The 14,695-nt window shown below is 72.7% G+C and carries 12 protein-coding genes and 1 pseudogene; 10 read left to right on the top strand and 3 right to left on the bottom strand.

Annotated features, from left to right (window positions below):
• Positions 1–79: 79 nt before the first annotated feature.
• Entirely contained in the window at positions 80–955 is an 876-nt protein-coding gene (locus H577_RS0110575) for a WecB/TagA/CpsF family glycosyltransferase (protein WP_029145921.1), read from the bottom strand.
• The gene (locus tag H577_RS0110580; protein WP_036284633.1) at positions 955–2,427 is read right to left on the bottom strand and encodes a sugar transferase; all 1,473 of its coding nucleotides are present in this window, start codon (positions 2,425–2,427) and stop codon (positions 955–957) included. The genes H577_RS0110575 and H577_RS0110580 overlap by 1 nt, the downstream gene beginning before the upstream one ends.
• Positions 2,428–3,009: 582 nt before the next feature.
• Here H577_RS0110580 and glmS point away from each other — a divergent pair.
• The 8 genes and pseudogenes from glmS to H577_RS18120 all read left to right on the top strand — a co-directional run bounded on the left by glmS (position 3,010) and on the right by H577_RS18120 (position 11,299).
• Entirely contained in the window at positions 3,010–4,863 is a 1,854-nt protein-coding gene (glmS, locus tag H577_RS0110585) for a glutamine--fructose-6-phosphate transaminase (isomerizing) (RefSeq protein WP_029145923.1), read from the top strand.
• Positions 4,864–5,381: 518 nt separating this feature from the next.
• A pseudogene (locus tag H577_RS18110) lies at positions 5,382–5,729 on the top strand (holo-ACP synthase); the annotation flags it as partial.
• A gap of 245 nt (positions 5,730–5,974) precedes the next feature.
• The gene (gene alr, locus H577_RS0110595) at positions 5,975–7,099 is read left to right on the top strand and encodes an alanine racemase (RefSeq protein ID WP_029145924.1); all 1,125 of its coding nucleotides are present in this window, start codon (positions 5,975–5,977) and stop codon (positions 7,097–7,099) included.
• Positions 7,100–7,313: 214 nt separating this feature from the next.
• Positions 7,314–7,820, top strand: a complete 507-nt coding sequence (gene tsaE, locus H577_RS0110600) for a tRNA (adenosine(37)-N6)-threonylcarbamoyltransferase complex ATPase subunit type 1 TsaE (protein WP_029145925.1) — start codon at positions 7,314–7,316, stop codon at positions 7,818–7,820.
• A gap of 60 nt (positions 7,821–7,880) precedes the next feature.
• Entirely contained in the window at positions 7,881–8,528 is a 648-nt protein-coding gene (tsaB, locus tag H577_RS0110605) for a tRNA (adenosine(37)-N6)-threonylcarbamoyltransferase complex dimerization subunit type 1 TsaB (protein ID WP_029145926.1), read from the top strand.
• Between the two features lie 26 nt (positions 8,529–8,554).
• Entirely contained in the window at positions 8,555–9,511 is a 957-nt protein-coding gene (rimI, locus tag H577_RS18225) for a ribosomal protein S18-alanine N-acetyltransferase (protein WP_342664748.1), read from the top strand.
• Positions 9,504–10,598, top strand: a complete 1,095-nt coding sequence (gene tsaD / locus H577_RS0110615; RefSeq protein ID WP_029145927.1) for a tRNA (adenosine(37)-N6)-threonylcarbamoyltransferase complex transferase subunit TsaD — start codon at positions 9,504–9,506, stop codon at positions 10,596–10,598. Before rimI ends, tsaD begins: the two co-directional genes overlap by 8 nt.
• Positions 10,595–11,299, top strand: a complete 705-nt coding sequence (locus H577_RS18120; protein WP_245570383.1) for a hypothetical protein — start codon at positions 10,595–10,597, stop codon at positions 11,297–11,299. The genes tsaD and H577_RS18120 overlap by 4 nt, the downstream gene beginning before the upstream one ends.
• 295 nt (positions 11,300–11,594) lie before the next feature.
• Here the strand turns inward: H577_RS18120 and H577_RS0110625 are convergent, their stop codons facing one another.
• Positions 11,595–12,872: a class I SAM-dependent methyltransferase gene (locus H577_RS0110625; protein WP_029145929.1), complete on the bottom strand. Its 1,278-nt coding sequence runs from the start codon at positions 12,870–12,872 to the stop codon at positions 11,595–11,597.
• Positions 12,873–13,005: 133 nt separating this feature from the next.
• Here H577_RS0110625 and groES point away from each other — a divergent pair, with 133 nt between their 5' ends.
• Entirely contained in the window at positions 13,006–13,302 is a 297-nt protein-coding gene (groES, locus tag H577_RS0110630) for a co-chaperone GroES (protein ID WP_017203655.1), read from the top strand.
• Positions 13,303–13,577: 275 nt separating this feature from the next.
• Positions 13,578–14,501 carry an EamA family transporter RarD gene (rarD, locus tag H577_RS0110635; RefSeq protein WP_036284640.1) on the top strand — a complete coding sequence of 308 codons (924 nt, stop codon included), beginning with the start codon at positions 13,578–13,580 and terminating at the stop codon, positions 14,499–14,501.
• The last annotated feature ends 194 nt before the right edge of the window (positions 14,502–14,695 follow it).

Raw genomic sequence — 14,695 nt, forward strand, 5'->3', positions numbered from 1 at the left:
CGACCCCCGCCCATGGGGGTCCGGGTCCGGACCCCCCGATGTGCCCGCCCCGAGACTGGGGGGTGGGGCGGACACACCGTCATGTGGACGGCCCGCGCTCGCTGGGGGAGGCGCCTGACGCCCGCACGGCCAGATAGGCGGGCGGTCCCTCGACGAGGTACCGCCGTGCGAGACGACGAGGCTCGAGCGCGAGCCGCCACAACCACTCCGCGTGCGCGGCGGCCACCCACCGCGGCGCGTGTGACATCCGTCCTGCCAGAAAATCGACCACCGCCCCGAACGCGAACAGCCCCCGGGCGCCGGTGAGTGCGCCGTACTCGGCGATCCAGCGTTCCTGCCGGGGCTTGCCCAGGCACACCAGCACGGCGTTCGCGCGCGCGGCACGCACGTCGGCGGCGAGGTCGTGGCATCCCGCCGCCGACTCGAGCTGGGCGCGAGGTGGGGTCCAGTGGCCGGCGAAGCGCAGCCCGGGCCAGCCGGCGGCGAGCCGCTCGCGCAACGGGCCGGTCACCTCGGCGCCGCCGCCCACGACCCCGAGCGACAGTCCGGCGACCGCCAGGTCGTCGAGGATGCCGGTGATGATGTCGCTGCCGGCCAGCCGCGGATACGCGGTGCCGGTCATGCGGCGCGCCTGCGCGGCGACCGGGGCACCGTCGATGAGGTCGAGCCAGCGCACCGGCCCGGCACCGTCGAACCGGTCGGCGGTGTGCGCGAAGTGGTGCACGTGGTCGAGGTTGACCGAGCACACGCCCAGCGGTGGGCCGTCGACGTCGTGCATGGCGCGGGCGATGACGCGGCGGGCACCCCGCTCGTCGACCAGATGCACCGGGGTGCCGCCGATGAGGATGCGCGGCAGCTCGTCGAGAGCCGCCGGGTCGGACCGTGGCGCCGGGGGAGCGGGCAGTGGGTGGCGCCGGTGGTACAGCGGGTTGCGGGTGATCGTCGTGCGCGACATCAGTACGCCCCCCTCGGACGGACCATGGCGGCGGCCGTACGGGCGATGATCGTCAGGTCGGTCGCCAGCGACCAGTTCTCGACGTACTGCAGGTCCAGCCGCACGCTCTGCTCCCACGACAGGTCGCTGCGGCCCGAGATCTGCCAGAGCCCGGTGATGCCCGGCTGCACGTACAGCCGACGGAACACGTCCGGGTCGTACGCGGCCACCTCGTCGGGCAGCGGCGGCCGCGGCCCCACGACGCTCATGTCGCCGCGCAGCACGTTCCAGAACTGCGGCAGCTCGTCGAGCGAGAACCGGCGCAGCACCGCACCCACGCGGGTGATGCGCGGGTCGTCCCTGAGCTTGAACAGGGGGCCGGCGCCCTCGTTGCGTTCGAGCAGCCGCGTCCGGTCACGCTCGGCATCGGCCGTCATGGTGCGGAACTTCAGGATGTCGAACGCCACGCCGTCACGCCCGATGCGCTTCTGGCGGAAGAACACCCCGCCCGGGCTGTCGAGGGTGATGCACAGGGCGATCACCGGCGTGAGCAGTGCGACCGGTACCAGCGCGATCGCGGCGACGACCACGTCGAGCACGCGCTTGGCGCGCCGGGTCGACCGGTCGTAGGTCGGCAGGGCCACGTGGGTGAGGGCCAGCGAATGTGTGCGGTCGAAGTCGATGCGCTTGCGGTCGACGTCGGCCAGGCGGGTGGCCAGCACCAGGTCGGCCGCCGCGCCCTCGAGGCTCCACCGCAGCCGGCGCAACCGCTCGGCGTCGTCGATGCCGCCGGCCACGATCACCGTGTCCACGCTCAGGCGCCGGGCCAGGTCGGCGACCGCCCCGGTTCCCCCCAGCACCGCCAGGCGGTGGCCGTCGACCACCAGCTCGGCACCGGCGCCGTCGACGGCGACGCCGACGATCTTGAAGGCGAACCGGGCATCGGCATGCAGGGCACGCACGGTGTCGGCGACGCACCCGGCAGGCCCGGTGACCAGTGCCCGCGGGGCCAGTGCCGCATCCTGACGGGTGTGCTCGACGAGCACCCGCACGGCGCGGGTGGCCAGCAGCAGGGCCACGCCCACCGGCACGGTGACCAGCAGGTGCGGGCGCAACAGCGGCTCCGGCGTGAACTGCTGCGCCACCGCCAACACGGCGATGCCGATGATCGTGGCGTGCACGATCGGGACGGTCTCGAACCGTTCACCCGCTCCCCGCCGGTGGGCACGCCCGCGCAACAGGACGAGCGCGCCCCACCAGGCGGCGCAGGCGAGCACCGCCGCCACAAGCCGACCGTCCGGCGGCATCGCCGCCGGGTCGGTCGTCGACACGAACGCCGCCGCACCGGCCGCGCATGCGATGACGACGGCATCCGTCGCCCCCATGCCGACACGGTGTCGACGCTCCCGCGTCAGCCGCTGTGCGAGCAACGGCATCGTGCGAGGGGCGCCGGCGGCGCTCGATCCGTTCAGGTCGAGCGCCGCGGAGCTCATCTGTGCGCCCTGCGACCTGTCGTGCGGCTGATGCGTGCGCGAACGCGCGAAACGACGAAGCGTCTCTTGAACATGTCCCCAGTTCCCCAAGCAGCGGATATCCGCCGATCATCGCGGAACTCGCGTCCCGCGTCCCCAACGATCAGTCAGAGACCCCCACACCGACTCCCAATAATCGGGTGGTTTCCGTCCCGAAGACCCCGACGAGCGAGGTCCACACCGTCCGAAGACAGCTGACTTTGGTGCAGTATGGCACATCCTGCGCGCGGGCGGTAGCCCCAAAAGTGATCATCTCGGCGTCCGATGCGTCATGTGTCGTCGGATAAGATGAAGTGCCCGCAGTCCTCGGCTGTCCCAAGCAGCGCATGACCTGGACCGACCCCAACCGGTTCCCGTCAGAGAGCGTGGGCAGGGGTCCTTGTGAGTCCGGTCCGTCCCCGACGGCTCTTCTCCAAGGACCCCGCTTCTTCTTCGGGCGTCGGCTCGTGCTCCAACCCGTGGTCATACCTCCGGCGCGGGCGCAGGCCCGCGGCATCCGTTTGTTCAGTTCCCTCGCAATCGGCGCTCCGTAGCATTGAGCCCATGTGTGGAATCGTCGGCTACGTCGGCTCGCGCCCGAGCCAGAACATCCTGATGTCGGGGCTGGCCCGCCTCGAATACCGCGGCTACGACTCGGCCGGCATCGCCGTGATCGGCGAGGACGGCACCCTCGGCATGCGCAAGCGCGCCGGCAAGCTCAGCGTGCTGCGTGACGACCTGGCGCGCACGCCGCTGCCCGACGGCACCACGGGCATCGGGCACACCCGCTGGGCCACGCACGGTGGCCCCACCGACCGCAACGCGCACCCGCACCTGGCCGACGACGGCAAGCTCGCCGTCATCCACAACGGCATCATCGAGAACTTCGCCGAGCTCAAGGCCGAACTCGAATCCGACGGTGCCGTCTTCGCCAGCGAGACCGACACCGAGGTCGCCGCGCAGCTGCTGGCCCGCGAGTACCACCGCAACGGCGACGACCTCGAGGCCGCCTTCCGCGCGACCGTGAACCGCCTCGACGGCGCGTTCACGCTGCTGGCCATGCACGAGGACCACCCCGGGCTGGTGGTCGGCGCCCGCCGAAACTCGCCGCTGGTGATCGGCCTGGGTGAAGGCGAGAACTTCCTCGGTTCGGACGTCGCCGCATTCGTCGAGCACACCCGCAGCGCCCTGGCGATCGGGCAGGACCAGATCGTCGCGATCACCCCGGACGGCGTCCGTGTCACCGACTTCGACGGCGGCGAGGTCGAGGTCGAACCGTTCGAGGTGACCTGGGACGCCGCCGCCGCCGAGAAGGGCGGCTGGCCGTCGTTCATGGCCAAAGAGGTGTCCGAAGAGCCGGATGCCGTCGCCAACACCCTGCGCGGACGCCTGCGCGAGAACACCGTGGCGATCCCCGAGCTGGACGGCCTCGACGAGCTGTTCCGAGGCATCCATCGCATCGTGGTCATCGCCTGCGGCACCGCCGCCTACGCGGGTCAGGTCGGCAAGTACGCCCTCGAGCAGTGGGCGCGGGTGCCCGTCGACGTCGAACTGGCGCACGAGTTCCGCTACCGCGACCCGGTGCTCGACGCCGGCACGCTCGTGGTCTCGATCAGCCAGTCCGGCGAGACCATGGACACCCTCATGGCCGTGAAGTACGCGCGCGAGCGCGGCGCCAAGACGCTGTCGATCTGCAACACGCAGGGCGCGACCATCCCGCGCGAGTCCGACGCGATCGTCTACACGCACGCCGGACCTGAGGTCGCCGTGGCCTCGACCAAGGCGTTCGTCGCGCAGATCACCGCGCTCTACCTGCTCGCGTTGCATGTCGGGCGCGTGCGGGGCACGTTGCCGGCCGACGTGCAGGCGCAGCAGGTGGCCGAGCTCGAGGCGGTGCCGGGCAAGATCTCGTGGATCCTCGAGCGCGAGCAGGAGCGGGTCACCCAGCTCGCCCGCTGGATGGCCGACACCCGTTCGGTGCTGTTCCTCGGCCGCCATGTCGGGTTTCCGATCGCGCTCGAGGGCGCACTCAAGCTCAAGGAGATCTCGTACATCCACGCCGAGGGCTTCGCCGCCGGCGAGCTCAAGCACGGACCGATCGCACTGATCGAGCCGGGGCAGCCGGTGTTCGTGATCGTGCCCTCACCGGTGTTCTCGGCGCAGTTGCACGACAAGGTGGTCTCGAACATCCAAGAGATCCGCGCCCGTGGCGCCCGGGTGATCGTGGTCGCCGAAGAGGGGGATGCCGCGGTGCTGCCGTTCGCCGACGAGGTGCTGCACATCCCCCTGGCAGGTCCCCTGTTCGAGCCGCTGCTGGCCGTCGTGCCGCTGCACATCTTCGCCATGGGCCTGGCCACCGCGAAGGGCCTGGACGTCGACCAGCCGCGCAACCTCGCCAAGTCGGTCACCGTCGAGTAGTCCGACCGGCCGGACCGGCGTGCGACTGCCGGGGGCCGGCGTGCGACTGCCCGGTGCCGGGCTCGGCAGGGTCGGTAACGGGCTCCGCAGGGTCATGGGGACGACCGGCGTCGGGTTCGCGCGGCCGTGGAGACTCGTCGGTCTCGGTCTTGCGCGGCCATGGAGACTCGCCGGCCACGGTTCCGTGCGGGGACGGCGCGCGACTGCCCGGTAACGCGCTCCGCAGGGTCATCGGGCACGGGCTCTGCAAGGTCATGGGAGCCGGCCCGCGTCACGCTCGCGCGACCGTGGAGGCTCGCCGGTCGCGGTCTCGCGCTGCAGCGGAGACCCGCCGGTCACGGTCCCGTGCGGCCGTGCGCGCTCGCATCGGTCTCGGTCCCGCGCGGCCGTGGAGACTCACCGGTTGCGGTCTCGCGCGGCCGTGCACGCCCGCATCGGTCTCGCCGCGCGCGCCGGGTGCGTGGCATCCCGGCACGTAAGATCGAGGATGCCGCGGCCGCGGCGCGAGGGGAGTCCGGATGATCGTGGGCACCGGGGTCGACCTGGTCGACATCGCGCGGTTCGAGTGCACCCTCGCACGCACTCCGCGGTTGCTCACGCGCCTGTTCGCGCCGGGCGAGCGCCCGCTCGCCGCCCGCTCGCTCGCCGCCCGGTACGCCGCGAAGGAGGCGCTGATCAAGGCGCTCGGCGGCTCGGACGGCGTGCATTGGACCGAGATCGAGATCGTGTCGGACCCCGAGGGCAAGCCGGGCTTCACCCTGTGCGGGACGACGTCCGACGTCGTCGCCTCGCGCGGCATCGACATCCTGCACCTGTCGATGTCGCACGATGCCGGCCTGGCGATCGCCTACGTGGTCGCCGAGGCGACGGGTGCGGCAGGCGCGGGTGCCGTGAATGCTGCGGCTGCCGTGAATGCCGACGGTGCCGTGAATCCCGCGGATGCCGCGGGTGCGGCGGATGCCGCCGGCGCCGCCGGCACAATGGCGGACCGCCCCGGCGCGGCCGCCGCGGCTGGCACGGCTTCACAGGGTTCGGAGGATGTCGCGAACCTCGGACGATCTGAACGGAATGCTCCGGACTTCGCGCGATCCTCCGACGTCGGGAGGCACGCATGAGCCGGCTCGCACCCGGCGTGCTGCGCGAAGCGGTCATCGACACCGCCGCGATCACCGCGAATGTGCGGCACCTGCGCCGGATGCTCGGAGTCGAGGTGATGGCCGTCGTCAAGGCCGACGGGTACGGGCACGGCGCCGTGCGCTCGGCCGCCGCCGCGCTCGCCGGCGGGGCGTCGCGGCTGGGCGTCACCGACATCGACGAGGCGCTGCAGTTGCGTCGCGGCGGCATCGACGCTCCCATCCTCGCGTGGCTGCACGCACCCGGGACGGCGTTCGACGAGGCGGCCGCCCACGGCATCGAGCTCGGCATCTCGAACATGGACCAACTGCAGCGCGCGGCGGCTGCGGCATCCGCCGACCGGCCCGTCACCGTGCACCTCAAGCTCGAGACCGGGCTCGGGCGCAACGGCATCGCACCCGCCGACGCGCCGGCCGTCCTCGCCGAGGCCGCGCGGCTCGAACGCATCGGCCGGCTGCGCGTGCAGGGCCTCTTCAGCCATCTGTCGAACACCTCGCACGCCGACGACCTCGCCGCGCTGGCGCGGTTCCGTGAGGGGATGGCCGCGGCATCCGCCGCCGGACTGGCGCCGCGCCTGCACCACATCGCCGCGACCGCGGCCGCCATCGACCTGCCCGACACCCGTCTGGACTGTGTGCGCCTCGGCATCGGCGTCTACGGACTGTCGCCGTTCGACGACCGCACCTCGGCCGACCTCGGCCTGCGGCCCGCGATGACGGTGCGCGCCGCGGTCGCCGCGGTGCGGCGCGTGCCCGCCGGGCAGGGCGTGTCGTACGGCTACACCTACCGCACCGCGCGCGAGACCACCCTCGCGCTCGTGCCGATCGGATACGCCGACGGCGTGCCGCGGCAGGCGTCGGGCGCGGGCCCGGTCGTGATCCGGGGGCGGCGGTTCCGGGTATCGGGCCGCATCGCGATGGACCAGTTCATCGTCGACGTCGGCGACACTCCGGTCGAGATCGGCGACGAGGCGGTGCTGTTCGGCGACGCCACGCTCGGTGTGCCGGGGGCCGAAGAGTGGGCGGATGCCGCGGGCACCATCAACTACGAGATCGTCACCCGGATCGGACCGCGCGTGCCGCGCCGCGAGGCGGCGTCGTGAGTCGCGCCGGTCGCGGTGTGGGCGGCTCTGGGCTCGGCGTGAGCGTCGCCGGGGCTCTGGGCCGGCGCGTGCAGAACTCCTCCGATCCGGTGCCCGGAGCGCGGGATCGAGGCGTTTTCGCGCATCGCGCATGCGATGTGGAGGAGTTTCGTGCACCGAGGGTGCCCAGTGAGCGGCCCGGAGGGCGCACGGTGAGCGGCCGGGAGGGACGGACGTGAGCGGCCTGGACACCCTGGCCGGGCGGCACGAGGTCGCGTCGGCGTCTGACATGGAGCGACTGGGCCGCACGATGGGCGGGATGCTGTCGGCCGGGGACCTCGTCGTGCTCACGGGCCCGCTCGGGGCGGGCAAGACCACACTGACCCGCGGCATCGCCGAGGGGCTCGGGGTGCGCGGCCCGGTGCAGAGCCCCACGTTCGTGATCGCGCGGACCCACCCGTCGCTCGTGGGCGGTGCGCCGCTCGTACACGTCGACGCGTACCGGCTGGGATCGGCCGCCGAGCTGGACGACCTCGACATCGACGTGGACGGCTCGGTCGTCGTGGTCGAGTGGGGCCGCGGCATGGCCGAGGGTCTGCGCGAGCTCTGGTGGGAGGTCGAGATCGAGCGGGCCACCGGTGGGCACGGCGCAGACTCGGCGTGTGCGCTGCCGGACTGGGATCCCGAGGATCAGGACGCGCCCGACCCGCGGACCGTGACGATCACCCGCCACGGGGCATGACCCGAGCCGACGGTCCGGCCCGCGCCCGAGGCTGCGGCGCCGCCGACTACCCTGTCATGTGTGATCCTCGGCATCGACACCTCGCTCGGCACCAGCGTCGCGATCATCGATGACGACGGTGTGATCCGTGCGCAGGCCGACAGCACCGACCCGCTCGGCCACGCCGAGGTCGTCGGAACCCTCCTGCAGCAGGTGTGTGCCGAGGTGCCCGAATCCGACGAGCTGACCTGTGTCGCTGCGGGCATGGGCCCGGGCCTGTTCACCGGGCTGCGGATCGGCATCGCCGCGGCGCGGGCGTTCGCTCTGGGCCGCGGCATCCCGGTCGTCTCGGTCGTCAGCCACGACGCGATCGCGCTCGAGACGCTGCTGCACGACGCGCTCACGCAGACGACGGATGCCACCCGGTTCGCGGTGGTCACCGACGCGCGCCGCCGCGAGGACGCATACTCGGTGTACGACGGGCTCGACGACGACGGCCTGCCCGTCCGCGTCACAGGACCCGCCCTCGCCCCGCGCGACGAGATCGACGAGGTGCTGGCCGGTCTCGGCGCCCGCCGGCACGACGCGCGTACGGCCTCGGCCGCGATGCTCGCGCTCGTCGCCGCGCGCGCACGGGCGGCCGGCCGCGAGATCGGACCCCGTGACGCCCTGTACCTGCGCTCGCCGGATGTCGCCGTGCCGTCCGCACCCAAGCGGGTCGCCTCATGACCGCCGGCGAGCCGAGGTCCGCAAGCATGCCCGACAGCGGCATCGACGACCAGGCTGCTGCACGGATGCCCGACAGCGACGCGGGCGAGGCGAGCTCCGCGACAGCGCCCAGCAACGACGCCGCCGATCCGGTGGTCGCACGGATGCCCGACCCCCACGAGCGTGCCCGCCTGCGCGCCGCCACGCCCGACGATCTCGACGCGATCATGGCACTCGAGCACGCGTCGTTCCCCACCGACGCCTGGAGCGAGCGCATGATGCGCGACGAGCTCGCGTCGCCGCACGGCCACTACTTCGTCGTCGACCATGCCGGTGAACTCGTCGGATACGCCGGCCTGCGGGCCGTGTCAGGCTCCCGCGACGGCGACATCCAGACGATCGCGGTGGCCGAGGCATCCCGTGGCCGCGGCTGGGGGCGGATGCTCGTGACCGCGCTCATGGACGAGGCCGCGCGCCGCGGGGTGCGCGACCTGTTCCTCGAGGTGCGTGCCGACAACTCGGTGGCGCAGGCCCTGTACACCTCCGAGGGGTTCCGCGAGGTCGGGCGCCGCCCGCGCTATTACCAGCCCGACGACGTCGACGCGATCGTCATGCAGGCCGACCTGCGCGCACGCGCCGAAGCCGCGCGTTTCGTTGCCACGGTGGGGTCTGCGGGGTCTGCGGCCTCGGCGAGTCCCGCGGTTCCCCCGGACCTGGCGAGTTCTGCGGCCTCGGCGGGTCCCGCGGCCTCCGCGGCCCCCGACGACGCACAGGGTTCGGAGGACCCCGCGAACCTCGGACGATCCGGGCAGAATGATCCGCACATGGCGCGATCGTCCGAAGCCTGTGAGGTGCGGGATGCCACGGATCCCGGGAACCTCGGACGGTCCGGGCAGAAGGATCCGAACATGGCGCGATCCTCCGAAGTCTGTGGGGTGCGGGATGCCACGGACCGCGCGCCGCGGCCCGCAGGCGCACAGACGGAGGTGACGGGCGATGCGTGAACCGCTGGTGCTGGGCATCGAGACCAGCTGCGACGAGACCGGCATCGGCATCGTGCGCGGCCGAACCCTGCTGTCGAACACCATCTCCAGCAGCATGGAGCAGCACGCCCGCTACGGCGGCGTGATCCCCGAGGTCGCGGCGCGCGCCCACCTCGAGGCGCTGCAGCCGGCGATCGAGACGGCACTCGCCGAGGCGGGCTCGGCGCTCGGCCTCGACGGCCCGCTCCCGCTGGCCGACCTCGACGCGGTGGCCGTGACATCCGGCCCCGGCCTGGCCGGCGCGCTCATGGTCGGCGTCGGCGCCGCGAAGGCCCTCGCCGTGTCGCTCGGCACGCCGCTGTACGCGGTCAACCACCTGGTCGGACACATCGCTGCCGATGTGCTCACCGGCGATCGGATCGAGTACCCGACCGTGGCGTTGCTGGTCTCGGGCGGGCACACCTCGCTGCTGCTGGTGCGTGACCTGACCACCGACGTCGAACTGCTCGGCGAGACGATGGACGACGCGGCCGGTGAGGCGTTCGACAAGGTCGCGCGCATCCTCGGCCTGCCGTACCCCGGCGGTCCCGAGATCGACCGCGCGGCTGCGTCGGGCGATGCCACCGCCATCCGGTTCCCGCGCGGGCTCTCGCGTGCGTCCGACATGGCGGCGCACCGTTACGACTTCTCGTTCTCGGGGCTGAAGACCGCGGTCGCGCGCTGGATCGAGCAGCGCGAGGCCGCCGGTGAGCCGGTGCCGGTCGCCGACGTCGCGGCGAGCTTCCGTGACGCGGTGGTCGACGTGCTGGTCACCAAGGCGCTCGACGCCTGTGCGCGGTTCGGCGTGCCGCGGCTGCTGCTGGGCGGGGGCGTGATCGCCAACCGGCGGCTGCGCGAGGTGGCGCTCGAGCGCGCGGCGGCCGCCGGCGTGGCCGTGCGGATCCCGCCGCTGAGCCTGTGCACCGACAACGGCGCGATGATCGCCGCACTCGCCGCACAGTTGATCACCTCGGGGCGTGCCCCGTCGACGCTCGCCTTCGGCGCCGATTCCACGTTGCCCGTCACCGAGATCCAGGTGGCGGGGCAGGATGCCGGAGCCGCCGCATGAGCGCGCGCGACGAGACCGTGCGGGGTACACCGGTGCCGGACGAGGCGGCACCGGATGCCGGCTCGTCGCACGATGCCGCACCCACCGCCTCGCCGCGTGATGCCGCACCTGCCGTCTCGTCGCGCGATTCCGCACCTGCCGCCTCGTCGCGCGATTCCGCACCTGCCGCCTCGTCGCGCGACGGCGCAGCCGCCGGCTCGTCGCGAGGTGCGGCACCTGCCGACCCGCCGCGCGCGACGGCGGAGCCCGGGCCGGTGGCATCCGCCCCTCGTGTCGACACCGCACCGCCGTCGCCCGACGTGGACCTGGGGGTGGCCGCCCCGGCGATCCCGGGGGAGCACCGCGGCGGGTTCCAGCGGCTGCCCACGGCGCCCCTCAACCTGCCCGAGGTGGATCTCGGGCCGTCCGAAGAGCCCGAACCGCTGCGCGAGGTCGTCTGGGCCGAGCCCGAGCCGCAACCGCGGCACGTGCTGTCGGGCTGGGCACTGGCCGCCGCGGTCGTCGCCCTGGCCGCGTCGTTCTTCGTGGGATGGGGCTTTCCGGTGGGCATCGTCGGGGTGGTGCTCTCGATCATCGCGCTGCGCCGCCCGCTCGACAGTCGCGCCGTGGCCGGCTGGGCGCTCGCGCTGTCGCTGCTGTCGCTGGTCTACAGCGCCGGCTGGCTGCTCTGGACGGCGAGCCAACTCAGCACGTTCGAGTGAGCCGGCTCGGTATCCCTCGAGTCATCGCGCTCAGCACGTTCGAGACGGCGCGCTCAGCGCGTTCGAGTGAGCCGGCTCAGCACGTTCGAGTGAGCCGGCCCAGCACGTTCGAGGCGGCGCGCTCAGCCCATTCGGGGCCGCGCGCTCGGCCCGCGCAAACCAGCCGGCTCAGCACGTTCGAGTGAGCCGGCTCAGCCGCAGCGCCGGTCACAGAACTGCCGACCCCGCGGTCAGACCACGCGCTCAGCCCACACGGTCAGCCCACGCGCTCAGCCCACACGGTCAGCCCGCGCGCTCAGCCCACACGGTCGGCGAGCACGGCCACACGCGTGGTGCCGACGCGCGTGAGGATGAGCGTGGCCGCCTCGTCACCGCGCAGCGAGAGCGTGCGGCGCAACGCCGCCGGGTCGACGTCGACGCCACGCTTCTTGATCTCCAGCGTGCCGATGCCACGGGCCCGCAGCGCTGCCGACAGGGCCTTCGCCCCGACCGGCAGCGTCTCGCGCACGCGGAACGACTGCACGAACGGGCTCGTCACCGCGGTGTCGCCGGTGATGTACGCGATGTGCGGATCCAGCATCCCGCCCTGCAGCTGCCGCGCCACCTCGCCGATGAGCCGGGCACGGATCACCGCCCCGTCCGGTTCGTGCAGGTAGGCGCCGAGCTCGCGCACGTCGGCGTCGGCGGCGTCGTCCGATGCGGTCAGCTCGTGCGCCGTGTCGCCGCGCAGCACCAGCGCCGCCCGACGCACTCCCGGGCGCGCGAGCCGGCCCGTCCACACGACGAGCTCCGTGACCGAGCCGTCCGCGCTCACCCACTGCGTCTCGGCGTGCTCGGGCAGCGCGTCGCGGTCGTGGCCCGGGCCGAGCTTGATGCCGGCGGCATACTGCGCCGCCGCCGCGAACACCCAGTCCAGCGGCGGCGTGTAGTCGTCGGCGCCCACCCGCGCCGTCTCGCTGTGACCGGCGGTGCGGCGGGCGGGGTCGAGCCAGATCGCGTCGACGTCCGAGAGAGCGGATGCCTCAGTCTGCCCCCGCTCGTCGCCCCCGAACGCGTGCGCGCCGCGCGCACCCGTCGCCGTCTGCGGCCGCGGCACCGGCAGCAGCGCCTGCGCGGTTCCCTGGCGTACGGTCACGGTGTCGGCGAACGGCGCCAGGTTGTACGCGGCGATCGCCGCGGTGACCTCGTCGGCATCGACGGCGTCGACCTGCAGCCCGGCCGCCGCGAACGCGAGGGCGTCGCCGCCGATCCCGCACCCCAGGTCGGCGACCCGCCCGATGCCGGCGGCACGCATCCGGTGCGCGTGGTGCGCACCCACCACCAGCCGGGTCGCCTGCTCGAGGCCGGCCCGGGTGAACAGCATCCGGTCGGTGAAGTCCCCGAACTTCGCGGCGGCCTTCACGCGCAGACGCGCCTGTGAGACCACGGCCGACACCAGGTCGGGGGAGTGCCCGGCCGCGCGCAGCCGCGACACCGCGCGTGCGGCGTCGGTGGTGCTCGTGACCGGCCCGAGCTCGTCGAGCAGCCGCAGTCCGTCGGCGGTGAGCAGGGCGGTCAGCTCGCGCATCTCCATCAGTCCAGGGTACGGGCGGCGCACGGATTGGCACTCGCGTTGCGTGAGTGCCAACGCATGCCTAAACTGGGATCAGCACTCGGCACGTCAGAGTGCTAACGAGTCTTCAGTCTCAACAAGGAAGAGGTAGACCGTGTCGGTTTCCATCAAGCCGCTCGAGGACCGCATCGTCATCAAGCAGGTCGAGGCCGAGCAGACCACGGCCAGTGGCCTGGTCATCCCCGACACCGCGAAGGAGAAGCCCCAGGAGGGCGAGGTCGTCGCGGTGGGCCCGGGTCGCATCGACGACAACGGCAACCGTGTTCCGCTCGACGTCGCCGTCGGCGACCGGGTGCTGTACAGCAAGTACGGTGGGACCGAGGTGAAGTTCGGCGCGGACGAGTTCCTCGTCCTCTCGGCCCGCGACGTGCTGGCGGTCGTGGTTCGCTGAACCCATCGTGTGACAGGGCCCGGATGCCTGGCATCCGGGCCCTTCGTCATGCCCGGGCCGTGTCGTGCCCGCGTGGGCGCCTGCCCGGTCTCGATGACTGGCCCGTGGATTCGGTCACGCGTCGTGCCCGCGCGGGCGCCCGCCCGAGATGGCATGGCCGGTGTGGGCCACGCCTTCCAGGCGCGGACGGGCAGCAGGCGACCGCCCGGATCGTGCTGAACCGTGCAGCGTCACACGCGCGGATGGGCGGGGGAGGGCGCAACTAGGCTGGTGCGGTGACGCAGCGCAACGAGACGGTGACGGGCGGGGTCTACGCGTTCGTCGCCTACCTGCTCTGGGGGCTGTTCCCGCTCTACTTCCTCGCACTGCTGCCGTCGGGCCCGTGGGAGATCGTCGCCTGGCGGGTGCTGCTGTCGCTGGTCTTCTGCATCGTCGCCCTCACCGTGACCCGCGGGTGGGCAGCGCTCGCACGCATCGTCCGACAGCCGCGGCTGCTGGGCTGGACGGCCGCTGCCGGTGTGCTGATCTTCGTCAACTGGACGGTCTACCTCATCGGCACGCTCACCGGCCACGTGATCGAGGCGAGCCTGGGCTACTTCATCAACCCGATCGTGACGGTGCTGCTGGGCGTGCTGGTGCTGCGCGAGCGTCTGCGCCCCGCGCAGTGGGCGGCCATCGGCATCGCGCTGATCGCCGTCGTGGTCATCGTCGTCGGCTACGGCCACGTGCCGTGGATCGCGTTGGCCCTCGCCTTCTCGTTCGGGCTCTACGGTCTCGCGAAGAACCGGGTCGGCTCCTCGGTCGACGCGGTCAGTGGGCTGACCCTCGAAACCGCGTGGCTGACCCCGGTCGCGGTGGCTGTGCTCGTCTGGGTGTCGGCCACCTCGGGCATCACCCTCGCGGCATACGGTCCGCTGCACGGTGTGCTGCTGGCCCTGGCCGGGATCGTGACGGCGATCCCGCTGCTGCTGTTCGCCGCGGCGACCCGCCGGGCTCCGTTGAGTCTGGTCGGGCTGCTGCAGTTCCTCACACCGATCCTGCAGTTCATCACCGGCGCCGCGATCCTGCACGAAGACATGCCCCTGGAACGGTGGATCGGCTTCGGCCTGGTGTGGGTGGCGCTGGTCGTGCTCACCGTCGACTCGTTGCGGCACGCACGCCGTGCCCGCGGCGTGACGGATGTCGCCGAGCTCGCGTGAGCGCGCGACGTGCGGTGACGGATGCCGCAGCCTGCGCGTGAGCGCGCGGCCGGTGGCATCCGTTGCCTCGGTGCGCGCCGAACGCGCGCCGCGGGCACGCACCCGACGCGGCGATTGTGACCGTGGGTTCCCGCCCGCGGTGATCGTTAGCGCACCGATATACGGGTTCGGTGATGATCCGCGCCACCTCCCAT

Source organism: Microbacterium luticocti DSM 19459, assembly GCF_000422405.1.
Lineage (GTDB): Bacteria > Actinomycetota > Actinomycetes > Actinomycetales > Microbacteriaceae > Microbacterium > Microbacterium luticocti.

Excerpts from the sequence above, each read along its gene's own strand:
- H577_RS0110575 (WP_029145921.1), bottom strand. The coding sequence starts at position 955 with ATGTCGCGCACGACGATCACCCGCAACCCGCTGTACCACCGGCGCCAC.
- H577_RS0110580 (WP_036284633.1), bottom strand. The coding sequence starts at position 2,427 with ATGAGCTCCGCGGCGCTCGACCTGAACGGATCGAGCGCCGCCGGCGCC.
- glmS (WP_029145923.1), top strand. The coding sequence starts at position 3,010 with ATGTGTGGAATCGTCGGCTACGTCGGCTCGCGCCCGAGCCAGAACATC.
- alr (WP_029145924.1), top strand. The coding sequence starts at position 5,975 with ATGAGCCGGCTCGCACCCGGCGTGCTGCGCGAAGCGGTCATCGACACC.
- rimI (WP_342664748.1), top strand. The coding sequence starts at position 8,555 with ATGCCCGACAGCGGCATCGACGACCAGGCTGCTGCACGGATGCCCGAC.
- tsaD (WP_029145927.1), top strand. The coding sequence starts at position 9,504 with ATGCGTGAACCGCTGGTGCTGGGCATCGAGACCAGCTGCGACGAGACC.
- H577_RS18120 (WP_245570383.1), top strand. The coding sequence starts at position 10,595 with ATGAGCGCGCGCGACGAGACCGTGCGGGGTACACCGGTGCCGGACGAG.
- H577_RS0110625 (WP_029145929.1), bottom strand. The coding sequence starts at position 12,872 with ATGGAGATGCGCGAGCTGACCGCCCTGCTCACCGCCGACGGACTGCGG.